This window comes from Paenibacillus sp. 01T431 (genome assembly GCF_056398625.1).
Window position 1 is genome coordinate 86789 of the sequence record NZ_JBFTPT010000015.1, and the last position, 22908, is coordinate 109696.

Below are 22908 nucleotides of genomic sequence, written 5' to 3' on the forward strand. Positions count from 1 at the left end.
TAATACTCGGGTTTTGAAAGCGTTATCTATCGATTACAATAAAACCATCATAGACTGCAGCTATGAGCCAATGAGATGGATAAATGAAAGGGGCTCGTTACGAATATGAGAAGACAATGGAAATCGGTTTCCGTTCTCTTAGTTGTGCTGCTTATGGCAATCAGCGTATTATCGGCTTGCACGAAGTCTGATTCGGATAACAAAAATTCTCAGGCTGGGGCAACGAATGGCTCAAGCAACACCGAAAATACGGGCAGCGGTGAAAATGTATCCAAAGATCCGATCAAACTGCGTCTTACAGCTTGGGGCGCACCTGATGAGATCGCAGCATTTAAGAAAGCAGTCGCTAGTTTTGAGGCTAAGCATACCAATATTAAGGTTGATTTCCAAGCCATTTCAGCGGATTACGATACGAAATTAACGACCATGGTAGCTGGCAACGATGAACCGGACATTGCCATGATGGAGTCCAGCACGATCGCTTTTCCTTTAGCGGAAGAAGGCAAGTTCGTCAACCTTCAGGATTTCCTTGATAAGGATACGGAGTTGACTGTGGATAGGCTCGTTCCTAACATTATGTATTCCTCGGAGCCTGGCAATGTAGTCGGTATTGCGCCTGGCCCAGAATCTTTTGCTTTATTTTATAACGAAGATGTATTTAAGGATGCAGGCTTAACACCTCCGCCAGCCAAAGCTTCTGAAGCGTGGACTTGGGATCAGTTCGTAGAGGTTTCTAAGAAACTTACGATTGACAACAAAGGCAAGAATGCGACAGAAGAAGGCTTTGATCCTAAAAATATTAAACAATTCGGAGTCAACGTACCAACTTGGTGGGGCGCATACAGCAACTTCATCTATTCAAATGGCGGAGACTTCTTGTCTGAGGACGGCAAAACCTTTGCTCTGAACCAGCCTGAAGCTGTTGAAGCTATTCAGAAGATTTCCGATCTTATTAATGTTCATCATGTAGCGCCGTCACCTGTTCAAGCGAAAAATATACCAGGCACCAACGTTGCGCTGCAAACCAAAAAAGTAGCGATGGCATTTGATGGTCAATGGGCAAGCACAAGCTTGGCACAATCCAAATTCAATTTTAACGTTGGCGTGCTTCCCGTGATGAAACAGCCGATGACGACTGTCGTTTCTGGCATGTTCTCGATGTTTAAATCAACGAAACATCCGGTGGAAGCATGGGAGCTCTTGAAGGCGCTGATTGATCCAGAAGCTTCAATCGAGCTGCTAACTGCCGGCACTTGGATGCCATCTCATAAAGAGTGGTACACGGATGAATCTTACCTAACCAGATGGACTGAAAACCTGCCTTCTCGCCCATCGGGCTACAAGGATGCGGTCGTTGAGATGGTATTGAGCAACAGCCATGCAACACCAACCGCTTATGTGAAAAACTTTAATAAAATTATGGATATCGTTAATCCAGCACTCGATAAAGTTTGGTTAGGCCAGCAAACCGCTCAAGAGGCAATGGATTCTATCGCTGCGAAAGCGCAAGCACAGGTTCAAGGACGTCGTGACGTACAATAACCAATTAAAGAAAGAACTATAGTCAGATTGACGGCGTTCTTCCTGAAGGCCGCCGTCTTCTTAGGATAGGAGGCAAGTATGGGCATGGATATTCCTGCGCAAACCATTCCAGCAGTCAGTAAAAAAAGTCGCATTAGAGAGCGTAAGGCGTTATTCTACGGGTTATTGTTTACAGCTCCTGCCATTCTAGGCTTCATCATATTTACGCTTGGTCCTATGATTGCTAGCTTGGTGCTCAGTTTAACCGATTATAGCGTGTTCAAAGATACAACCTCATTTATTGGTTTCGATAATTACGCCAAGCTGTTCTCAGGTGAAGATGATTTATTTTATAAATCACTAGGCGTTACCTTCTATTTTGTTATTCTGCGGGTACCTGCCGTCATCATCATCTCTTTTCTGCTGGCGCTGCTCCTTAATATGAATGTAAAGGGTAGATCGTTGTTCCGCACCATTATTTATTTGCCAAGTATCGTTCCAGCGGTTGCATCGTCCATGATATGGCTGTGGCTGCTTAATCCAGACCTTGGTTTAGTCAATACCGTGCTCGCATGGCTTCATTTGCCGACAAGCAACTGGTTGTTTGGCGAGAGCAGTGTTATTCCATCTGTTGTCTTAACGACGCTTTGGGGAATAGGCGGCACGGTCATTATTTTTCTAGCGGGGCTTTCGGGTATTCCGAAGCAGTACTATGAAGCCATTGATGTCGATGGCGGAGGATGGATGCATAAGCTGCGCCATATTACGATCCCGATGGTAACGCCAACAATCTTCTTTAATACAATCATGACGATTATCGGTTCTTTCCAGGTGTTTAGCGAAGCCTACATTTTGACACAGGGCGGGCCTAATAATAAAAGTTTATTTTTCGTGTTTTATTTGTGGAGTACAGCATTCCGTGATACAGAGATGGGTTATGCATCTGCCCTGGCATGGATTCTATTTATCATTATTTTGTTCTTTACGTTTATCGTATTCAAAACCTCGAAATCTTGGGTTTACTACGAGGGGGAAAAATCATGAGAGAGTCCAAACTCAAGCTGACAGCAGGTTATGCGGCCCTTATTATTATTTCAGTTATGTTTATCATTCCGTTCGTTTGGCTGATTCGAAGCTCAGTGATGGATTTGTCGCAAATTTTCGTTATGCCGCCGGAATGGATTCCAAATCCTTTTAAATGGGATAACTACGAGAGAGCACTTACCGTGCTGCCTTTCGGACAATTTTTCAAAAATACACTTATTATTGTGTTCAGCGTTATTATCGGAACTGTGCTGACGAGTACGATCGCAGCCTTTGGTTTCTCTCGTATTCAGTGGAAAGGCAGAGACACCATTTTTGCAATCCTCATGACCAGCATGATGCTGCCTGCTGCGGTTACGTTAATTCCGAGCTTTCTTGGATGGAAAACACTGGGCTTCTATGATACGTTCTATCCCCTTATCGTACCGGCGTTCTTTGGTGGAGGTATCTTTAATATCTTCCTGCTGCGCCAATTCTACATGACGATTCCGCGTGACTTTGACGAGGCTGCTTTTGTGGACGGGGCTAATTATTTTCAAATTTACTGGCGTATTCTTATGCCGCTTAGCCGTTCGGCTGTTATCGTCGTTGCGCTATTTACCTTCTTAGGTTCATGGAATGACTTCATGGGGCCGCTTATCTATTTGAAGAGTGACAGCCGCTTTACGCTAGCACTTGGCTTGCAAATGTTTCAAGGCAGCTATACAGCGCAATGGGATTTGCTCATGGCGGCTTCAGCAACTGTCGTTATGCCCTGCGTGCTCGTATTTTTAATCGGCCAGCGTTATTTTCTGGAAGGCATTACGTTAACGGGATTGAAAGGATAACAATTAGCGATGAAAGGATGGTTAGACATGACATTAACGGAAACGAAGGCGATAAAAGGCTGGCAAAACGTGCCCTTTACGAAAGTTGAGATCGATGATGCTTTCTGGAGGCCGCGGCTGGAAGTTATCAAAAATATTACGATGAAGGCATGTTTAGTCAAATGCGAGGAGACAGGCCGAATTGACAATTTTGCAATAGCAGGCGGACTGCTGGAAGGCAAATTTGAAGGGATGTATTATAACGACTCCGATGTGTATAAGGTGCTTGAAGGTGCCGCTTATGCACTTATGACGGATCGTGATCCAGTACTGGAAGCAGAGATCGATCGCATTATTGATCTCATAGCTGCGGCGCAGGAAGCGGATGGATATTTAAGTACTTATTACACGCTTGAAGCGCCTGATCTCAAATGGTCGGATATGGAAAAACACGAGATGTATAATGGCGGCCATCTGATTGAAGCAGCGGTTGCTTATTTCGAAGCGACAGGCAAGCGGAAGCTGCTGGATGTTGCATGCAAAATGGCTGATCATTATGATCGCGTATTTGGCCCTGGCAAGCGGCACTGGGTGGAAGGGCATGAGGAAATTGAGCTTGCGCTTGTGAAGCTTTACCGCACGACCAGCGAGGATCGTTATTGGAAGCTGGCGCTTTGGCTGCTGGAAGAACGTGGCCATGGTCATGGTAAAGGTGCCATTTGGGACAAAGTGGAATGGGGCCCTGCGTACTGCCAGGATGATGTACCTGTTCGAGATATCGAGAAGGTAACAGGACATGCTGTACGAGCGATGTATTTGTACACCGCGATGGCTGATGTCGTGCATGCTTCCGGTGATCCGACGTATATTGATGCGCTGCACCGCGTATGGTCGCATACGGTTGAAAGGAATATGTATGTGACAGGCGGCATCGGGCCGTCTCAGCATAATGAAGGCTTTACACATGATTACGATTTGCCGAATGATTCGGCTTATTGCGAGACCTGTGCGGCGATCGCTATGGTTTTTTGGAATCACCGGATGAACTTGTTGTTTGGCGATGCCAAATATGCCGATGTTGTAGAGCGGGAAATGTACAATGGCGCTTTAGCCGGAATCTCGTTGTCTGGCGACAAATTTTTCTACGTCAATCCGCTTGCATCAAAGGGCGAGCATCACCGCGTGGATTGGTTTGGCACTTCTTGCTGCCCGACTAACCTAGTTAGATTTTTACCATCCATTGGACAATATGCTTATGCTGCTACGGATGCTGGAGTAGTCGTCAATCAATACATGAACGGGGAAACTGCTTTGGAAATAAAAAGTGGGACAACCGTCAAACTTAAGCAGACAACCGCGTACCCTTGGGATGGAAAAATCGAAGTAGCGGTAAGCTTGGATCAAGCGGAAACGTTCGAGATCCGGCTTCGTGTTCCTGGCTGGTGCAGAGGATATAAGCTATCGCTTCTAGGGGAGCAGCCGCAGCCATCGGAAGGAAAGATCGAAAATGGTTATCTCGTATTGAATCGCTGCTGGACACCGGGAGACTCCATTGTATTAGAGCTGGATATGCCAGTTGAAGTTATTCGGTCGCGGCCGGAGGTGGAGGCTAACATTGGAAGAATTGCTCTGCAGCGCGGACCTGTGGTGTACTGCATGGAGCAGACTGATAATATGGAGTTATCCTACGATGAATTTTCTCTTGCAGCACATGACCCGCTATTCATTGAGCACCGAGAAGAATGGCTTGGCGGCGTGACTGTTCTGAAAGGAAAAGTGGCTGAAGGCAGCGCTTGTTTATTTATTCCTTATTATGCATGGGATAACCGAGATGCGGGCTTCATGCAGGTATGGATTCGTGAAAAAGAAGATCGTCACTTATATCGTTATTAAGCAGAATGCTTTAAAATGAAATAGATAGATAAGCAAAAATCCGAGAGACAAGACGCTTTTTTATAAAGTGTCTATCTTTCGGTTTTTTGTTCAGGAAGCAGTTAAAGGGAGACCTAATAAATGAATGTCGTAAACGCAACATTAGAAGATCTAAATGGATGGTTAGAGCTGGCTACTGAGGTGGAGTACCTCTTTGGCCCAATGGTAGATGATCCAAACTTTGTTCTGGCACTAGAGAGAAATATACATCAAAATCGCGCGTTCTGCGTGCGGGAATATGATGGTTCGCCAGGGTGCAGCCTGTTAGGGGGACTATTGCTTTCTACATCTAACGCCCCAAGCTACAAAATCGGCTGGTTGTCTGTCTCCGCTAAAGCAAGAAATAAAGGCGTGGCATCGGCATTGCTGAATCATGTTCTAACGCTTGTAGATGTTCCTTCAGAAATAGCAGTCACAACATTTGGCGATGATATTCCAGACGGGATGCCTGCAAGGCGCCTTTATGAGAAATTTGGTTTCATTCCCTTGGAGAAATCGATTCCAAACGGTCCCGAAGGCGGTTCAAGGCAAAAGTTCCAATTGACGATTGCTCATCGGTAATGATGATTTCTTTATTTGTCTAACCGTTATTACAAATCGTTGTGTACCGTTTTACCTGGATAAAACATAGCGCTCTCTACCTTCTCGTTTTCTTTTGCAGAGATGGAAGCAGCTATTAATTTAAATACTTTAGTTTTACTCCCCAAGGATGATTCATATTTTTCCAAATGCGATTTGGACAACGGTTGTTTATAGTAGCCAGGCACATATTTGTCCAGCATGCTTTGCATAGCTTTTGCAGCCTCGTCTATTTCATTAACAAACTGTATTTTCCCAGAAACCATAACGCTCATATAAGAGGTGTCGGTATGAGCAGGTACGGGGTCAGTTAATGTTCCATATTCTTCGCTCACGGTAAAACAAGCTTCAGGATTTTGCTCGATATAGGAGATTTTCCGCCCTTCAGCAGCACCATGAAAATAAACCGTGTCGTTCAGCCAAGTGAAATTTAACGGAACAACGTAAGGGATTCCAGCGGCAGATAGGCCAAGGAATCCTGTTTTTGCGTTTAACAAAAAGGATTGAATCTTGCCCTGATCAGTACACTCTCTTTTCTGTAATCTTACAGGAAACATATTTAGGCACACCCTTTGTCTTTATGATAATGTAATAGTAATGAACAATTGTCCCTGTGAAAAGGGGCAGATTCCGAATATTTCATGGGGTCAGGTGCTGCATATGATTGAGATTACTCCTTTACTCGATAAGCAGGGAAAACATCCTTTATACTCGCAGCTGTATACGTATATTAAGGATCAAATTGAATCTGGATCAATGGCTGAAGGTACTAAGCTTCCATCGATTCGTGAGTTGGCGCACTATTTGAAGATTAGCAAAAACACTGTAGAAGCTGCTTATCAGCAGCTGCTTGCAGAAGGGTATGTGGATAGTAAAAGTCGTAATGGGATAAGAGTGCTGCCGCTAGAGGATGTGAATACCAATCGAGATTCAGTTCAAGTGGGCTCCACTAAGGATATTAATTGGAAAAGGTATCGGTATGATTTTAACTATGGTGATATTGAATGGCATCGTTTCCCGATGAAGATATGGAAAAAATGTTTGTCGGATGGTTTAAATGGTGACCCTTATCGAATATTGGGTTATGGACATCCACAAGGAGAAGAGGAGCTTAGGGAAGAAATTGCAAAATACGTATTTCAATCTCGCGGAGTATCGTGCAGCTCCAATCAAATTATCATTTGTTCAGGAACACAACATGCCGTAAGCATGTTATTGCAGTTTTTGTCTCTAGGGGGGCAAAACATAGCTATGGAAGAACCCGGCTATAATGGCGTTCGAACGATTTTTAAAAATCATGGCTGCGAAATTACGCCCATTTCGGTCGATTCTGATGGCTTGAACATAGAAGAGCTGCAAACAAGCAATGTCAACGCAGTGTATGTGACACCATCACATCAATTTCCATTAGGCATGGTGATGTCAGTACAGAAACGAATGAAGCTGCTCCAGTGGGCAAACCAAAACGACGCTGTCATTATCGAGGATGATTACGATAGTGAGTTCCGATATGTTGGCCAGCCGATTCCCTCTCTTAAAGCATTGGACTCAGGAGAACGTGTCGTTTATTTGGGGACATTTTCGAAATCGTTTTTGCCTGCGGCCCGATTAAGCTATATCGTCTTGCCAACAAACATGCTAGAAAAGCGGGATGAGATATTTTCCGTTTACAGTCAGCCTGCATCACCTATCATTCAGCAGGCCGTGTTTTTGTTTATGAATCGCGGACATTTTGCTGGGCATATACGCAAAATGAGAAGACTGTATCAAGCGAAGCATAAAGCTTTAGTTACTGCGATATCACTGTATATGGGTGATCGTGTAAGTATCATTGGGAGCAAATCAGGACTGCATTTGCTGCTTGATGTTAAGGATAGAGAAAGCGGCCAGCTGATCGAACGGGCAGCAGAAAATGGGGTAAAAGTGTATTCTCCGAATGTACATTGGATGGATAGTGAGCGCTGTCCGGCATCATTTGTATGGCTCGGATTTGGCGGAATGAGTGAGGATGATATTGAAGAAGGCATTCGCCTGCTAAGCCATGCTTGGTTTGGCTCAGCATAGGAGATTTATTCTAATTGCATGTGTTATAATTTTACTAAAAATACAAGATTACACTAACAACCATTAGAATTAGAAAGGTGAGATTAGTAGAATGGCTCAGGTGAAAGTTTTTGGACTTAAGGATCAATTAAATCCGATAAAACAGCAATTATCAGAAGTTATTCATTCCTGTGTAGTGGATGTATTTAAAATGCCGCTTGATAAGAAGTTTCATCGTTTTTTCGCAATGGAGAAAGAAGATTTTTATTACGCTCCTGGACGAACCGAGGCGTATACGATTATCGAAATAAGCGTATTTGAAGGTCGTTCCATCGATTCCAAAAAACAGCTTATTCGTTCGCTCTTTGATCACATTCAAGCACAATTGCATATTTCTCCTGAAGATATCGAAATAACAATTTTTGAAACTCCAAAATATAACTGGGGCATTCGCGGCCTGCCAGGGGATGAACTGCAGCTCTCCTATAATGTTAATGTGTAGCGCGCGCAGATTAGATTCTTCTGAGGCTAGTATTGCACCGTGGCTGTCGGTCAACAATGCGGCCGAGGCAATAAAGTTTTATAAAGCGGCATTTAGTGCAGTCGAGCTTTATCGGTTAGAGGACGGAGACGGGAATATAGCTATTGCTGAGCTTTCCGTTAGAGGAGCGAATTTTTGGATTCAAGAAGAGGCTGCCTCTATACCCGCAATGGTAGGTCGTGGCTTCTTCCGGATGGTTATCACGGTCAACGACCCCGATGCCTTATTCGAATTGGCTATCGCTGCGGGAGCAACAGAAATTGCACCTATAAATGAAGAACATGGCTGGCGTATTGGTCGTGTAGCGGATCCGTTTGGCTATCATTGGGAGATCGGCAAACGACTGTTTGAATAGACAAATGATAATAGGTCGATGAATCCAAAGCAAAGGGGTCATCGGCTTTTTTTGTATAATGATCATACACTTAGCGAGGTGCGAGGATATGAATAATTTCACAAAGGAACGAGAGGGATAGATGCAACTAATATCTCCCAATTACGTCTTTAACATTGCATAAATTCAATTGGGGGGCATTAAAATGAAACGTTTATGCTCAGTTTTACTCCTATTTGCAGTTATCGCAAGTGGTTGCAGCAAGGGGACGAGTGCAGAGGTAAACACGGTTGATCAGCATCAACCAACAAATGATATCGTTATAGAATCAAACAATATGCCGAAAGAAATGCCAAGTGATTTTGATTTCATGGTACGTTACGGATACAGCGAAGTGAACAAAAACGAAATTAATACTTTCCTAGATACGGCTACAAAGGATTTAGTGATGAACGGGACGGCATCTGCAAAAATTGCGTTTACGACAGAAGAGATGCGCAGCATTTATGAGAAAATGAGAGAAATAAATATAATGGGAACAAAAAACTTAAAGCCTGCTGCTATAGGGTGTGAACGGACACCTTACAGGGAAGACAGCTGGGAAGTTAGTATAAACGGGGAATCCAAGACATTTACTTGGACCGAGAAATATTGCGAGTTAACAAAGGATGCGAAGCAGTTGCTGGAACTGCGACAGTTCATTCATCAAATCGTTGCAGGGAAGGAAGCCTATCAGAAACTTCCAGAAGCAGAAGGCGGATATGACTGAAGAATAGAGAGAATGAACTTGAATAAAGTAGGGGACTCTCTTGTGTGCATTCGTGCAAAAAAAGATTTATTGTACAGAAGTTTGGATTTGAAAAAGGGAATTACAAACAAATCTTTATGGAGAATGTACGTGTGGAACTATAATCATAAAAAGAAGGAAAAGATGCAAATTTTCAAGCTATTGGAGCCGAACAGCAATAAACTAGTCGTGTTAAATGATAATACGGATATAGATGGTATTCGGATGGGGGAAATAATACATTCAACTTTATAAAAAACAGGTTATGAAGTATTCCGAACAAAATTAATCAATGCTCAATTAAGTTTGGTTTTCATGGAAAAAAGATAAATGGGACAAAAAGCATAGTTGTTTAATTGTAATGAATACGATCTTGACGAGTGAGCGAGATATCGTTATACTCATTAAGCGTAATGATTACTATTAATTAAATGTACTTTTTTATTTGTTATATAATCGTAATTATTACGTTTAATCGAAAGCTTAAATTAATTGGAGGTGCCAATGATGACTGTTAAAAAACTGCCTGTAACTGTATTGAGCGGATATTTGGGCGCTGGCAAGACGACGATTATGAATCATATCCTACATAATCGCGATGGCTTGAAAGTCGCTGTTATCGTAAATGATTTGAGTGAATTGAATATAGACGCTAGTCTTATTAAAGATGGGGGCGGCTTGTCACGGACAGAAGAAAAGCTTGTCGAAATGTCCAATGGCTGTATTTGCTGCACGCTTAGGGAAGATTTGCTTAAGGAAGTAGAGAGCTTGGCGAAAGAAAATCGCTTTGATTATATTCTGATTGAATCAACTGGTGTTGGTGAGCCTGTTCCCGTAGCTCAGACCTTCTCCTATATCGATGAAGAGCAAGGGATTGATTTAACACAATATTGCAGGCTGGATTGTATGGTAACGGTCGTTGATGCTTATCGCTTCTGGCATGATTACGCATCAGGTGAAACATTGCTTGATCGCAGTCAAGCCGTTGGCGAAGACGATACACGCGAGGTAGTTGATTTGTTGATTGATCAGATCGAGTTTTGCGATGTGCTTATTTTGAACAAATGTGATCTTGTTGATGATGAGGAATTGGCGGAACTAGAAGGGGTTCTCCGGACCATGCAGCCACGCGCCAAGTTTATTCGTACTTCCAAAGGCGAAGTTAATCCGAAAGAAATTTTAAATACGTCGTTGTTTAATTTTGACGAAGCTAGTCGTTCAGCAGGGTGGATTAAGGAATTGGAAGCTCCATCACATACACCTGAAACGGAAGAGTACGGTATATCCTCCTTCGTATACGAACGTGCGAAGCCATTTCATCCGCAGCGTCTTAAAGCTTGGATGGAGCGCTGGCCAGAGGAAGTCGTTCGAGCCAAAGGTATTGTATGGCTTGCGACTCGTAGCGCGTATGCACAAAGCTTGAGCCAAGCAGGGCCCTCCATACAGTTTGGACCGGCTGGTTTATGGGCTGCTGCATTGCCGGATGCGGAACGAGAAGAATTACTGCTCGAAGACCCAGAGCTCGCAAACGTATGGCACGAGGAATATGGTGATCGTGTTAATAAGTTTGTACTTATCGGCATCGCGATGAATCGTAAGCAGCTGACCGATTCGCTCGACCACTGCTTGCTGAGAGACGAGGAGCTGCCGCTTGACTGGAACGTGTTTCTTGATGAATTTCCGAATGCGATGAATGATCAGATATACTGATATTTCGGCTGTCAGTGTTGTTTTTATATAAGAAGCAGCCTCAGGGAAACCTTTGAGGCTGCTTCTATTTTAATATCTTTAAAGCAGCTTGCAATTATGAATTGACAGCGCTTCGGAACATTGGTACCATATTTTCATAAACGCGTGTTTACGGAAAGAGGGACTAGGATTGAGCAAGGAAATTAATAGTACGGAAATTGCTAAGCTAGCAGGTGTTTCCAGAAGCACGGTCAGCCGTGTTATTAACAATTATGCGAATGTTCCTGAGAAGACGAAGCAAAAGGTATTGAAGGTCATTCAGCAATACAATTATTACCCTAATCTATCCGCGCAGGTGCTGGCAGGCAAACGCACGCGAACGATTGGTTTGTTTATGGCCGATTCCGGGCGAGTATCCGGCGACAGCATTTCAAGCTTGCTGCTTGCCCGGGTTATTGAAAACGCTTCTTCGCATGGCTATTATGTGCTGACTCATATCGTTCACGATATGAAAGATCAGAATGAGGCTCGTACGATTAAGGAGAGCTTCTATCAGCGCAGAATCGATGGAGGCGTGTTCATTGGAGCAGCTAATCATGAACCGCTTATTGAAGAACTTATAGCCGAAGGATTTATGGTGGCAATCGTAGATCAGCATTTGCCAGGACGGACCGAATCCAATCGTATTGTGTTCAACTTTGACAACGAAACGGGTGTAGGGCAAGCGATTGATTATTTAGTCAGCTTGGGCCATGAGCGAATTGGCATGATTAACGGAGATATGAATAGATACTCCGGACCATCCAAGTGGCGCGGCTTTCAAGCAGCAATGGCAAGGCATCAATTGCCGCTCGTGCAGCAGTGGATGCTGCCGGGAGATTTTAACGAATCAAGCGGCTACATGGCTATTAAGGAATTTATGAAATCCAAGATGGAGCTGCCGACAGCGATATTTGCGGCAAACGACAGCGTTGCATTCGGAGCTATTCGAGCATTGAAGGAATCCGGTATTCGTGTGCCGCAGGATGTATCGATCATAGGTTTTGATGACCATATATTGAGTGCACATTCCAGTCCGGCATTAACGACGATTCGGGTTGATTTTGCAGACATGATGGACAAATTAACGAAAACCTTGATCTCCAGCATTGAGAATGGTTCGGGCGACTATCAGCCGGTTGCGGCAAGCACGGAGCTTGTTGTCCGTGATTCCTGTCAAAGGGCAAGGGAAGATTCATAGTTAAGACCAAGACCTACGTAGTTAGAGGTCGTTATGATTTGCATAATGGCTTCTAATGTCAGGTTTGAACTGCACATTATTTTTTACTTTCAAATGAACGCGCGTTCACATGTTGTAGCTTTGTGAGAGGGGGAATGCGGATGTAGGTGAAGGAATTTCAATGAATTGGAGTATCCAGATATTGAATAGTGATTACACGGCTTTTACAGCACTTATAACGATAAAATCAACCTACAGGGGGAAACGGGCATGGATAAAAACTTGATTGGAACACGTACAGTAACTCAAATTGGATTATTAGTTCATGATATTGATACAACGTCGCAGGCGTATGCCGATTTTTTTGGAATTGAAAAGCCGAATTGGTTTTGGACAGACACGGTGGATAAAGCACAAACGGAATACAATGGTGAATCGTCAGTGGCTCGCGCCAAGCTTGCTTTTTTTGATATGGGTTCCTTGCAGCTTGAGCTTATCGAGCCGGATGAACATCCTAGTACGTGGAGAGAGCATCTCGACAAGCATGGTGAAGGCCCGCATCACATCGCGTTCGTCGTTGACGGCATGAAAGAAATTGTAGCATCCATGGAGAAAAACGGAATGGCATTGGTTCAAAAGGGAGAGTATACCGGCGGACGATACGCTTATATGGATACTTTTAAAAATTTGAAGATCATGCTGGAGCTGCTGGAAAACGATAAAAAGTAAATAATGCGATAACGAGTTTCCCAATATAGGTGATGAATGAACAGAGGAATGAGCGGTATGAACATATTAATTACAGGCGCCAATCGAGGTCTTGGCTTAGCGATTGCTAGTGAAGCGTGCGAACGAGGGCATTATGTGTTAGCTGGGGTTCGCAGCCCGGGATCATCCGCAGAGGGCTTGCAAGAGCTGCTCACAAAATTTCCGGATCAAGTAACGATCCTGCCGCTTGATGTTGCGGATGAGAATTCGGTTCGCTACGCTTCCGAGCAAGCGGAAAACCGAGTACGCAGTCTGGATGCGGTTATAAACAGTGCAGCGATATTGCTGGGACGGGATCAGAAGCTGGAGCAGCTCGACTTGGAGCAAGTAGAGCAATCGTTCCAGACTAATCTTTTTGGGCCGATCGTCGTGCTCAAGCATTTTTTTCCTATGCTTCGTAAAGGAGAGCGGCAAAGCATCATTAATATTAGCTCGGAAGCAGGAAGCTTTACAGGCGCTTATGGGGGCGACTATTCGTATGCGTTGTCTAAGTCTGCTCTGAACATGTTCTCAGCTCAGCTGCGGAACGAGCTTGCACCACAAGGATTTGTTGTTCATGCGCTTCATCCCGGCTGGATCAGAACAGATATGGGAGGCGAGCAAGCACCTGGAGATGCGACAGTATCTGCAGCTGGCATCTTGAACATCGTCGAGCGGAAAACGGAAGCAGATGCGCTTTTTATTGATCATAACGGCGCTCCTATGAATCTGTAAGGCAGAACAAAATAAAATTGGCGGTGGCTGATGCGCATACGCAGACGAACTTTGTATGTCATAGGCGGAATCATTACTCTTTTGTTAGTCGTGACGATATCATTTCGACTGTTATCAGGGTCAGAAGGCGGGAATACATTGAATAAGCAGCAGGAACAAGGAAATGCCCCCATAAACAATGCTGAATTGCCAATTGCAACGGAACCTGACTCGCAGCCGGAAATTAAGCAAGGAACGCAAGTGAAGGTGGATCAGGTTGGCTATGGAACAGCGCATGCGAAGTTTGCCATCGTAGAGGGTGAGTTGCCAAGCGGAGCGGAATTCTCGTTAGTAGACAGCAATGGCAACACGATGTTTACGGGCAGCTTATCTGAACCGCTTGCGGATGCAGCATCACAAAAGACAATAAGAAGAGCGGATTTCTCCAGCTTCCAAACGGCTGGAGAATATAAGCTGCTAGTCGCTGGGGCGGGCAGTTCTTACCCTTTTGTCATTGGAGATGCTCCATATGATGATGCGCTCGCTGCGCTGCTCAGATCTTATACATTGCAGCGTTCGGGCGTAACGATCGACGATCCGATTACGAAGCTGAAGCAGACAGCAGGACATTTACAAGATGCGCAAGCAGAGATCTTCTTTGATGATGGAGTATCGCATAAAGGTGATCTCATTGATGTATCTGGAGGCTGGTACGACGCGGGTGATTATGGGAAATACATACCTCCAGCAGCTGTTACAGTTGCTCAGCTGCTGCTCGCTTATGATCTCAATCCAGAAGCATTTCCTGCGGGACAGCTTAAGCTTCCTGAAGGGTTAAAGAATGCGAATTCCTCGCTTCCTGATATTTTGGAAGAGGTGCGTTATGAGCTGGAATGGATGCTGCGCATGCAGCGTTCAGACGGTGCTGTTTATCATAAAGTGAGCGGCTCCGCTTGGACTGGATTTGTTACACCAGATACGGATACACAAACTCGTTATGTATATGGTTTGTCGACGTATGGCACCGCTCAATTTGCGGGTGCAACAGCGCTGGCGTCTCGAATATATAAAACCTTCGACCAGAAATTTTCTAATCGTTTGTTAGCTGCGGCTGAGAAAGCACAGAGCTACTTGAGCGCAAACGAAGCCGCTGCTTTCCGGCAGGATCCGATGCAGGATAACGGCTCTGGCGGATATGGCAAGCAAACCGATGCAGAAGAGAGGATGTGGGCACTTGCTGAGCTGTTTCGCACTACGGGAAATAGCAGCTATAGCGACGTGCTTACTAGTCGGTTTGATTATTTGTTGAAGAGCTCTCCACAGGCGGTCAACTGGGCGAATGCCCAGCTGCTTGGTCAATGGGCGTACTATGGTGCGGAGAAAGCGGATGAGCAGTGGAAGGAGCTTATTCGTACAGCAGTAATTGATCGAGCGAAGGAGCTTGTTGCAAGATCCGAAGCAGACGGCTATTTCAACCTATTGAACGCAGAGGAATACACGTGGGCATCGGTGAAATCCGGAGCTGCTTATGGCTGTATCCTTCTGATTGCAAACCTAATGAAGCCTGAAGAAGCTAGCTTCAGAGCTACTGCGCTTGAGCAGCTGCATCATGTATTTGGCCGCAGTGCAACGGGGTTTAGTTATGTGACGGGAATAGGCAGTCAATACCCGCTGGAGCCTCATCACCGCATTAATGCAGCTACTGGAGTATTGATTCCAGGCTTGGTCGTTGGAGGTCCGAATCGTTACGGCGGAGATCCTGATTTGGATGCGGTCAAGGATAGTCTCGCACCTGCCATGGCTTATTTGGATGTAAGAGGTTCTTATTCGAGCAATGAATACGCGATTGATTATAATGCTCCTGTCATTTTATTGGCCTCTTTTTTCGTTAATGAGTAATTCAATAGGGGGATAAAAAAAGAACTGCCTGCAAGGTCTGTATAGACCAAGCGAGGCAGTTCCTTTTGTTTAGCTTATAGATATACGGCTTTGCCGGTTTTGGATGATTCATAAATTGCTTCAAGAATTTGAGATACGACAAAAGCTTGCTCTGGTGTAACAACAGGCTCAGTGTCCTCTTCGATAGCTTTCAGCCACATTCTCATTTCGAGATCAGCATCGCTTTCTGTTTTGCCATCGTAGAAAGCAACTCCGCCTGCATTCAGATCAACCTTTGTTGCAAATAGACGGCTATGCTTCTCGCCATTAATGCGAAGGCCATCCTTCATGTCCGCGCCGCCTTCAGTACCAGACAACGTACATTTTGCTTCGTCAACTTCAAGTGTATTAAGTGCCCAGCTGGATTCAAGCACGATTGTAGCGCCGTTTTCCATAACGATCATACCAAATGCGGAATCTTCAACCGTGAACTTCGCAGGATCCCAAGGGCCCCATGCATTAGCAGCGTTCTCACGTTGCGAAAGCTTGTGGTAAGAAGTACCAAGCACTACTTTTGGCTTGTAGTTGTCAAGCATCCAAAGCGTCAAATCAAGTGCGTGAGTACCGATATCGATAAGCGGTCCGCCGCCTTGTTTTTCTTCGTCAAGGAAAACGCCCCAAGTTGGAACTGCACGGCGACGAACAGCATGCGCTTTCGCGTAGTAGATGTCACCAAGCTCACCAGCTTCACACAATTTTTTCAAGTGTTGGCTGTCTGGACGGAAACGGTTGTTGTAGCCAACAGTAAGTTTCTTGCCAGTACGGCGAGCAGCGTCAACCATACGTTGTGCATCGTGAGCTGTTTTGGCCATAGGTTTTTCAGTCATAACATGTTTACCAGCTTCAAGCGCAGCAATGGCAATGTTCGCATGTGAATCGTTTGGCGTACATACGTGAACAACTTCAATGGAAGAATCGTTCAACAGCTCCGTGTAATCCGTGTATACTTTCGCGTCTTCTGCGCCGTATTGAGCAGCTGCGTCAATCGCACGTTGTTCAACGATATCGCAAAATGCAACGATTTCAACGTTTTTAAGTTTCTTCAAGCTTGGTAGATGTTTACCGTTTGCAATTCCGCCACAGCCAATAATAGCAAGTTTGTATACTTTAGACATGTTATAAAGCCTCCTAGTAGTATAATGAATTTTTTTATTGAGAAATGGTTTGACGAGCATTCCTGCGATATTCGGAAGGAGTGACGCCGAATTTCTTGCGAAATACAGCGTGTAAATAGTTGCCGCCGGCAAAGCCGGATAACTTAGCTATTTTCTCCACCGAATGCGAACTCTCGAGCAGCTCACGGCATACGACAGCTAGCCTGATGTCTTCAAGAATACGGCTGAATGTATGTCCGTGATGAAGCTCCTTGAATAATCGCTGAATTTGCCGAGAGCTTAAATTAAGCTTGTCCGCAACGTCCTCAAGCGTGATGAAGCCGTCATAGTTAGCGTAAATATACTCCAAGGCGAGTCGATAACGATAAGCCTTCATATCCCGCGTTGGAAAATGCTTCTGTTCACTTGCTGTTTCATAAGCGCGAACCGCTCGCATTAAAATCTGGATAACTGTCTGCTTAATGGTAGTATAGCTGCCGACAAAATTATCGTTGCAAGCTTGATACGCTTCAAGAAAGCGAGGCATCGCTTGATGAAGATCCATTGTTGGATACAATGGAAGCGCCTTGAGCTTCTCGATACAATTTCGCGCTTCAGCAGCTTCCCAGTCGTCATAGGAATGAACATCCTCGCCGTTATTCTGCTCGGTGCGATCAATGATATCGACATGCAGACAAAGCTCATCCATCGCTTCAAGCGGGTCTGCTTCTTGATAATGCATGATCTCAGGTCCGGTTAAATAAAGCATGCCAGGTTTTAATGCATACTCCTGGTCGCTAATAATGACCTTTCCTTTGCCCTGCGGTATGAAGTGAAATTCATATTCCGCGTGCTTATGAAATCCAATCATTCTGCCGGGAGGAAATTGCGTCAGATGGAAGCGCAGTACATGGATGTCGTAGGGTCCCCATCTGATGCACAGCTCCAGGCGTTCAAGCGCATCCTGGCGTTCATGCATGACCTCATACGGGAAGTTAGGCATGCCGATCACTCCTTGGAGTCGTTCAAATTATGTGTATCGTATTACTCGCTCAGCTCATCGATGCGGATTGCACGGTGCTCATTAGCAGAACGGTTTGAAGCTTCCATCAGCTTTGTTAAGTCAATGGCAAGGCTTACATTTTCGTCAGCGGACGTGTTGTTCTCGATGTGCTGTACCCATTGGTCAAATGCACTTTCTCTGTTCGGCGGAATCACTTGTGCCGTCCATTGCTCAGATGATTGTGCTCCTGGTGTAGAAGTGCGAAGCAGCAGCTGGCTCTCAGGATTGCCATACAATAGCGTTCCTTCAGTTCCATGCACCTCAAGCGTAAATGGTGAATGATTGTTAACGAAGCCGGCTTCTACGATTCCGATTGCTCCAGATGGCGCGTTCAATATTGCAACTGCGTTATCTTCTACTTCTTTGCCAGTCACATAACCAAAGTGAGCAGAAACCTCTTTTGGCATTTCATTCAAGAAAAGTCTAGTCAAATACATAGGGTGACAGCCCAAATCGATTAACGCACCGCCGCCGCATTGCTCTAGGTTGTAGAAGTGTTCAGGCAGCCAGTTCGCTGTTGCTCCGTTATGTGAGAGACGAGCACGAACGAGTGTGATTTTTCCAAGTACGCCTTGTGACAAAATATCGCGAATCGCCAGTGTATAGCCGTCATTTAGACGAGGCAGCGATACAGTTAATTTTACATTATTTTTAGCTACTTCATCTAGTATAACATTTACTTCTTTAAGAGTTGGGGCAATAACTTTCTCTGTGAAAATATGCTTGCCGGCTTTAGCCGCTGCTACGATAACCTCTTGGTGTCTGAAGGTTGGAGCGTCAACAATAACTGCGTCAATATCATCGCGACTCAACATTTCATTAAGATCGGAATGAAAAGTAACGCCAAGCTTCTCGGCAGCTGCTTGACCGCGTTCCGCGATTTCGTCCCATACAGCAACGATTTCCGTACCAGGGTGCTCCTGAGCTTGTTTCGTATAATCCCATGCGTGTACATGCCAATAACTGATTTTACCGATTCGAATCATAGGTTCATCTCTCCCTGGGCATCTATTAGCGAATTTGCATTGCATATATAAATTTATGACAACAGCTATAATTTAACATAGTTTTATGCTTATTTTTAGTGTAATTTAATGACCAAATTTGTATGAAATTACGACAAAAATTTGTTTCGCTTAAATTCTCTTACCTATATTGCTTCCGATATTGACGCGGGGATATGCGGGTTATCTTTTTAAAGGTTTTACCGAAGTGGGAGAAGTTATCAAAGCCAACCGCAGCGGCAATATCGGTAATGCTCCTATCGGACTCGCGAAGCAGACGCTGCGCTTCTTTCATGCGCGTCAGAATGATGTAATCGGAGAAGGTAAAACCTGTCAGCTCCTTGAACATGCGGCTTAAATAATAAGGACTGATGAAAAAATGTTTTGCGACCTCGTCAAGCCGAAGCGTCTCCCCAAAGTGAGCATTAATGTAGCGGATAACCTCTGAAATTTTGGCATGCATGGGAGTAGCATGGTGCAGAGGCACTGGCTCATGCTGCTGAATATGTCTAGCTGCAGTCAGCAGCAGCTCTGTTACGGCAAACGCAGGAAACAGCTCGAAGCCAGCAGGCTGCTGTCTGATCTCTGAGAGCGTTCTACTCATTAATTGTGCTGTCGCCAGCTGCTCTTGCATAGGCATACGAATAATATGGGATTGCTGTTCAAATGGCGTCAATAAGAAGCTGGCATGTGCTCCTGCCAATTTACTCAACATGGCATCATCAAAGTGTATGATAATTCGTTCATGAGCGGCATCGCCGGATTGCATCGTTTTGTGCAGCTCATGCTTCGAAATAAAGACGAGGTCGCCTTGCTCAACTGAATAGGAACGGTCACGTATAAAATAAATCCGCTGCCCTGACAGCATATAGTAAATTTCATAATAGTCGTGGTAGTGATTGTATTCCATCGTGTAGGGTGCTGTTCGCTTCGTATACTCAATGTATAGGTCGGATATAGAGCCAAAGCTGTAGATGTCGGGCTGGATGCTCATTAGGGATGTACTCCTTTTGATTTTATCGCAAAATAAGCGGTGTTTGATTGAAATAGAGCAGGATATGCAGAGAATTATATCACTATCATGCAGTAATATGAAGGTAATTGGAATCGAGGAGGAATAATGAGTATGGCAAAAAAACGGTATGTATTGGTAGGCAGCGGCGGCAGGGCAGAATTTTTCTACGGTGCGCTTGCAACCGATTTCAGAGAAACGTCGCAGCTGCTCGCTTTTTGTGATATTAACCAAACTCGGATGGACTATGCGAATCGCATATTAGTTGATAAATATAACCATGAGGCTGTAAAAACGTACAAATCAAATGAATTTGAACAAATGATTGAGCAGGAGAAGCCGGATGCGGTCATCGTTACGAGCATGGATCGGACGCATCATACGTACATTATTCGTGCGCTGGAGCTTGGCTGTGATGTTGTAACCGAGAAGCCCATGACGGTGGACGAGAAAAAATGCCAGCAAATTTTGGATGCGGTTGAACGGACGGGTCGCAATGTGCGTGTGACGTTCAACTATCGGTATGCGCCGCATCATACGAAGGCTAGAGAGCTGATTGCTAATGGTACAATCGGCAAAGTAACCTCCGTTCACTTTGAGTGGCTGCTGAATACGCAGCATGGCGCAGATTATTTCCGCAGATGGCATCGCAACAAGCAGAACAGCGGCGGTTTGCTGGTGCACAAATCGACGCATCACTTTGATCTCGTGAACTTCTGGATTGGCTCGCAGCCGGAATCGGTATTTGCCTTTGGTGATCTCTTGTTCTATGGTCGCGAAAATGCAGAGCAGCGCGGGGAGACGCAATTTTATGAGCGCGCAACGGGTAATCCGCTGGCTGAGAATGATCCATTTGCGCTGCATTTGGACAAAAATGACCATTTGAAAGCGATGTATTTGGATGCGGAGCATGAGGACGGCTACCGCCGCGATCAAAGCGTGTTCGGTGACGGCATTAATATTGAAGATACGATGGGCGTGCTTGTCCGATACAAAAACAATGCCATCTTAACCTACTCCTTAAACGCATATTTGCCATGGGAAGGCTACCGCATTGCATTTAATGGAACAAAGGGACGCATAGAGATGAATATCGTGGAACAATCGTATGTGAATTCCGGCGGCGAGAAATCCGATGAGGGCGCGCTGAAAGAGCAGTCGATTAAAGTATTTCCAATGTTTGCAGCTCCTTATGAGGTCGAGGTAGAAGAAGGCGTTGGCGGTCATGGCGGCGGCGATCCGGTATTGCTGAACGATCTATTTGGAACGCCCGTAGAGGACCCATTCCAAAGGGCGGCGAATCATATTGATGGAGCAAGATCGATTCTAACGGGCATTGCAGCGAACCGTTCAATCCAGACGGGACTCGCAGTACAAATTGATGAGCTTGTGAAATTTCATAACTAGGTTGCGGAGGAGGAAGCTTAAATGAAGCCATTTATGGACGATCATTTTTTGTTGTCAAACGAAACGGCGATTAAGCTGTATCATGATTTTGCAAAGGACATGCCGATCATTGATTACCATTGCCATTTGAGTCCGCAGCAAATTTTTGAGAATAAAAGCTTTGAGAACATTACGGAGGCATGGCTGTACGGTGACCACTACAAGTGGCGGGCAATGCGTGCGAATGGAGTAGAGGAGCGTTTTGTAACAGGCGGCGAGGGAGTAACCGATTACGAGCGCTTTGAAGCATGGGCCAAAACAGTTCCGCAAACGATCGGCAATCCGCTTTACCAATGGTCGCATTTGGAGCTTCGTCGTTATTTTGGCATTTATGAGCTTATTAATGAGAAAAATGCACCGTCCATATGGGAACAGGTTAACGCCAAGCTCGCGACAGGCCAATTTAAAGCGCGTGATTTGGTCAACATGTCCAAGGTCGAGGTCATCTGCACGACAGATGATCCTGTTGATTCGCTGGAGTATCATATCGCGATCAAAGCTTTAGATGATTTTAACGTACAGGTGCTGCCTTCCTTCAGGCCTGACAAAGCGCTGGAAATCAATCGTCCTACTTTTCTAGAATGGGTTGGCAAGCTTGAAGAGGCGGCTGCAACGACGATCGACAGCTATGATGCGCTGCTTGATGCGCTTGAGGCAAGAGTAAAGTTTTTCGCTGAGGCGGGCTGCAAAGTATCTGACCATGCGCTGGACTACGTTGCGTATGCAGAGACAACGAAGGCTGATGCTGCCGCTATTTTTGCCAAAGCCTTGAACAAGGAAACGGTCTCCCTGGAAGAAGAGAAGCAATACAAAACGTTCACGCTGCTCTTCTTGGGACGTTTGTATGCCGAGCGCGGCTGGGCGATGCAGTTCCATATCAATGCGGCTAGAAACAACAGCTCGCGCATGTTTGGCAAGCTCGGACCGGATACGGGTTTTGATTCGATCAATGATAGCGACGTAGCTTACCCGCTAACGAGGCTGCTTGATGCGCTGGATATGGACGACGCGCTTCCGAAAACAATCGTGTATTCGCTAAATGCCAAGGACAATGATGTACTGGGATCCATTATTGGAAGCTTCCAAGGGGGCGGGGTGCCTGGGAAAATTCAACTTGGCTCTGCATGGTGGTTCAACGATACAAAAAATGGTATGCTTGATCAAATGAATACGCTTGCCAATCAAGGACTGCTTAGCCGCTTTGTTGGCATGCTGACCGATTCTCGCAGCTTCCTCTCGTACACCAGACATGAATATTTCCGGCGTTTGCTCTGCAATTTGCTAGGTGAATGGGTCGAGAATGGCGAGGCGCCGGAAGATATGGAGCTGCTGGGTCAAATGGTTCAAAATATTTCTTATCGCAATGCGAAAGCTTACTTCGGCTTCTAGCATGCT

General features: G+C 45.1%; 21 protein-coding genes. 16 read left to right on the forward strand and 5 right to left on the reverse strand.

Going from position 1 to position 22908, the window contains the following annotated elements; translation table 11 throughout:
• Positions 1-105: 105 nt before the first annotated feature.
• The 5 genes from AC1DM9_RS25380 to AC1DM9_RS25400 all read left to right on the forward strand — a co-directional run bounded on the left by AC1DM9_RS25380 (position 106) and on the right by AC1DM9_RS25400 (position 5864).
• Entirely contained in the window at positions 106-1542 is a 1437-nt protein-coding gene (locus tag AC1DM9_RS25380) for an ABC transporter substrate-binding protein (protein WP_477582851.1), read from the forward strand.
• 84 nt (positions 1543-1626) lie between these two features.
• Positions 1627-2565: a carbohydrate ABC transporter permease gene (locus tag AC1DM9_RS25385; protein WP_076268074.1), complete on the forward strand. Its 939-nt coding sequence runs from the start codon at positions 1627-1629 to the stop codon at positions 2563-2565.
• Positions 2562-3392, forward strand: coding sequence for a carbohydrate ABC transporter permease (locus AC1DM9_RS25390; RefSeq protein WP_076267977.1), 831 nt, complete (start codon positions 2562-2564; stop codon positions 3390-3392). The genes AC1DM9_RS25385 and AC1DM9_RS25390 overlap by 4 nt, the downstream gene beginning before the upstream one ends.
• 27 nt (positions 3393-3419) lie before the next feature.
• Entirely contained in the window at positions 3420-5264 is a 1845-nt protein-coding gene (locus tag AC1DM9_RS25395) for a glycoside hydrolase family 127 protein (RefSeq protein WP_477582853.1), read from the forward strand.
• Positions 5265-5384: 120 nt separating this feature from the next.
• The gene (locus AC1DM9_RS25400; protein ID WP_477582855.1) at positions 5385-5864 is read left to right on the forward strand and encodes a GNAT family N-acetyltransferase; all 480 of its coding nucleotides are present in this window, start codon (positions 5385-5387) and stop codon (positions 5862-5864) included.
• A gap of 29 nt (positions 5865-5893) precedes the next feature.
• Here the strand turns inward: AC1DM9_RS25400 and AC1DM9_RS25405 are convergent, their stop codons facing one another.
• Positions 5894-6439 carry a pyridoxamine 5'-phosphate oxidase family protein gene (locus tag AC1DM9_RS25405; protein WP_477582857.1) on the reverse strand — a complete coding sequence of 182 codons (546 nt, stop codon included), beginning with the start codon at positions 6437-6439 and terminating at the stop codon, positions 5894-5896.
• Between the two features lie 40 nt (positions 6440-6479).
• On the opposite strand from AC1DM9_RS25405, the gene pdxR reads away from it, so the two are divergent.
• The 9 genes from pdxR (at position 6480) to AC1DM9_RS25450 (ending at position 15855) form a co-directional block, all read left to right on the forward strand.
• Positions 6480-7946: a MocR-like pyridoxine biosynthesis transcription factor PdxR gene (gene pdxR / locus AC1DM9_RS25410; protein ID WP_477582859.1), complete on the forward strand. Its 1467-nt coding sequence runs from the start codon at positions 6480-6482 to the stop codon at positions 7944-7946.
• A gap of 91 nt (positions 7947-8037) precedes the next feature.
• Complete coding sequence (locus AC1DM9_RS25415) at positions 8038-8427, forward strand: tautomerase family protein (RefSeq protein ID WP_339207598.1); 390 nt, start codon at positions 8038-8040, stop codon at positions 8425-8427.
• Positions 8414-8821 (forward strand): VOC family protein, encoded by a 408-nt coding sequence (locus AC1DM9_RS25420; RefSeq protein ID WP_477549664.1) that lies wholly within the window; start codon positions 8414-8416, stop codon positions 8819-8821. The genes AC1DM9_RS25415 and AC1DM9_RS25420 overlap by 14 nt, the downstream gene beginning before the upstream one ends.
• 184 nt (positions 8822-9005) lie before the next feature.
• Positions 9006-9569 (forward strand): hypothetical protein, encoded by a 564-nt coding sequence (locus tag AC1DM9_RS25425; protein WP_477582861.1) that lies wholly within the window; start codon positions 9006-9008, stop codon positions 9567-9569.
• 525 nt (positions 9570-10094) lie between these two features.
• On the forward strand, positions 10095-11297 hold the full coding sequence (locus AC1DM9_RS25430; RefSeq protein ID WP_477582981.1) for a GTP-binding protein: 1203 nt from the start codon (positions 10095-10097) through the stop codon (positions 11295-11297).
• A 169-nt stretch (positions 11298-11466) separates the two neighbouring features.
• On the forward strand, positions 11467-12516 hold the full coding sequence (locus AC1DM9_RS25435; RefSeq protein WP_477582863.1) for a LacI family DNA-binding transcriptional regulator: 1050 nt from the start codon (positions 11467-11469) through the stop codon (positions 12514-12516).
• Between the two features lie 249 nt (positions 12517-12765).
• Complete coding sequence (locus AC1DM9_RS25440) at positions 12766-13224, forward strand: VOC family protein (RefSeq protein WP_339207600.1); 459 nt, start codon at positions 12766-12768, stop codon at positions 13222-13224.
• A 36-nt stretch (positions 13225-13260) separates the two neighbouring features.
• Complete coding sequence (locus tag AC1DM9_RS25445; RefSeq protein WP_477582865.1) at positions 13261-13977, forward strand: SDR family oxidoreductase; 717 nt, start codon at positions 13261-13263, stop codon at positions 13975-13977.
• Positions 13978-14007: 30 nt separating this feature from the next.
• Positions 14008-15855 carry a glycoside hydrolase family 9 protein gene (locus AC1DM9_RS25450; protein ID WP_477582867.1) on the forward strand — a complete coding sequence of 616 codons (1848 nt, stop codon included), beginning with the start codon at positions 14008-14010 and terminating at the stop codon, positions 15853-15855.
• A 74-nt stretch (positions 15856-15929) separates the two neighbouring features.
• Here the strand turns inward: AC1DM9_RS25450 and AC1DM9_RS25455 are convergent, their stop codons facing one another.
• The 4 genes from AC1DM9_RS25455 to AC1DM9_RS25470 form a co-directional block, all read right to left on the reverse strand.
• Positions 15930-17009: a Gfo/Idh/MocA family protein gene (locus AC1DM9_RS25455; protein WP_339207603.1), complete on the reverse strand. Its 1080-nt coding sequence runs from the start codon at positions 17007-17009 to the stop codon at positions 15930-15932.
• A 34-nt stretch (positions 17010-17043) separates the two neighbouring features.
• Positions 17044-17991, reverse strand: a complete 948-nt coding sequence (locus AC1DM9_RS25460) for a cupin domain-containing protein (protein WP_477582869.1) — start codon at positions 17989-17991, stop codon at positions 17044-17046.
• 41 nt (positions 17992-18032) lie between these two features.
• Positions 18033-19037, reverse strand: a complete 1005-nt coding sequence (locus AC1DM9_RS25465; protein ID WP_430057532.1) for a Gfo/Idh/MocA family protein — start codon at positions 19035-19037, stop codon at positions 18033-18035.
• A 160-nt stretch (positions 19038-19197) separates the two neighbouring features.
• A complete protein-coding gene (locus AC1DM9_RS25470) occupies positions 19198-20049 on the reverse strand; it encodes a helix-turn-helix domain-containing protein (protein WP_477582871.1) in 852 nt (283 codons plus the stop codon).
• 132 nt (positions 20050-20181) lie between these two features.
• Between AC1DM9_RS25470 and AC1DM9_RS25475 the strand changes: the two genes are divergently transcribed.
• Together AC1DM9_RS25475 and uxaC are read left to right on the forward strand one after the other, a co-directional pair.
• Positions 20182-21474: a Gfo/Idh/MocA family protein gene (locus tag AC1DM9_RS25475; RefSeq protein ID WP_477582873.1), complete on the forward strand. Its 1293-nt coding sequence runs from the start codon at positions 20182-20184 to the stop codon at positions 21472-21474.
• A gap of 21 nt (positions 21475-21495) precedes the next feature.
• Positions 21496-22902, forward strand: coding sequence for a glucuronate isomerase (uxaC, locus tag AC1DM9_RS25480; protein WP_441879127.1), 1407 nt, complete (start codon positions 21496-21498; stop codon positions 22900-22902).
• Positions 22903-22908: the final 6 nt, after the last annotated feature.

Coding starts and splice junctions, on each gene's coding strand:
- AC1DM9_RS25430 (WP_477582981.1), top strand. CDS start 10,095: ATGACTGTTAAAAAACTGCCTGTAACTGTATTGAGCGGATATTTGGGC.
- pdxR (WP_477582859.1), top strand. CDS start 6,480: ATGAACAATTGTCCCTGTGAAAAGGGGCAGATTCCGAATATTTCATGG.
- AC1DM9_RS25415 (WP_339207598.1), top strand. CDS start 8,038: ATGGCTCAGGTGAAAGTTTTTGGACTTAAGGATCAATTAAATCCGATA.
- AC1DM9_RS25425 (WP_477582861.1), top strand. CDS start 9,006: ATGAAACGTTTATGCTCAGTTTTACTCCTATTTGCAGTTATCGCAAGT.
- AC1DM9_RS25470 (WP_477582871.1), bottom strand. CDS start 20,049: ATGAGCATCCAGCCCGACATCTACAGCTTTGGCTCTATATCCGACCTA.
- uxaC (WP_441879127.1), top strand. CDS start 21,496: ATGAAGCCATTTATGGACGATCATTTTTTGTTGTCAAACGAAACGGCG.
- AC1DM9_RS25380 (WP_477582851.1), top strand. CDS start 106: ATGAGAAGACAATGGAAATCGGTTTCCGTTCTCTTAGTTGTGCTGCTT.
- AC1DM9_RS25445 (WP_477582865.1), top strand. CDS start 13,261: ATGAACAGAGGAATGAGCGGTATGAACATATTAATTACAGGCGCCAAT.
- AC1DM9_RS25450 (WP_477582867.1), top strand. CDS start 14,008: ATGCGCATACGCAGACGAACTTTGTATGTCATAGGCGGAATCATTACT.
- AC1DM9_RS25455 (WP_339207603.1), bottom strand. CDS start 17,009: ATGTCTAAAGTATACAAACTTGCTATTATTGGCTGTGGCGGAATTGCA.
- AC1DM9_RS25475 (WP_477582873.1), top strand. CDS start 20,182: ATGGCAAAAAAACGGTATGTATTGGTAGGCAGCGGCGGCAGGGCAGAA.
- AC1DM9_RS25420 (WP_477549664.1), top strand. CDS start 8,414: ATGTTAATGTGTAGCGCGCGCAGATTAGATTCTTCTGAGGCTAGTATT.
- AC1DM9_RS25385 (WP_076268074.1), top strand. CDS start 1,627: ATGGATATTCCTGCGCAAACCATTCCAGCAGTCAGTAAAAAAAGTCGC.
- AC1DM9_RS25400 (WP_477582855.1), top strand. CDS start 5,385: ATGAATGTCGTAAACGCAACATTAGAAGATCTAAATGGATGGTTAGAG.
- AC1DM9_RS25405 (WP_477582857.1), bottom strand. CDS start 6,439: ATGTTTCCTGTAAGATTACAGAAAAGAGAGTGTACTGATCAGGGCAAG.
- AC1DM9_RS25440 (WP_339207600.1), top strand. CDS start 12,766: ATGGATAAAAACTTGATTGGAACACGTACAGTAACTCAAATTGGATTA.
- AC1DM9_RS25465 (WP_430057532.1), bottom strand. CDS start 19,037: ATGATTCGAATCGGTAAAATCAGTTATTGGCATGTACACGCATGGGAT.
- AC1DM9_RS25460 (WP_477582869.1), bottom strand. CDS start 17,991: ATGCCTAACTTCCCGTATGAGGTCATGCATGAACGCCAGGATGCGCTT.
- AC1DM9_RS25395 (WP_477582853.1), top strand. CDS start 3,420: ATGACATTAACGGAAACGAAGGCGATAAAAGGCTGGCAAAACGTGCCC.
- AC1DM9_RS25390 (WP_076267977.1), top strand. CDS start 2,562: ATGAGAGAGTCCAAACTCAAGCTGACAGCAGGTTATGCGGCCCTTATT.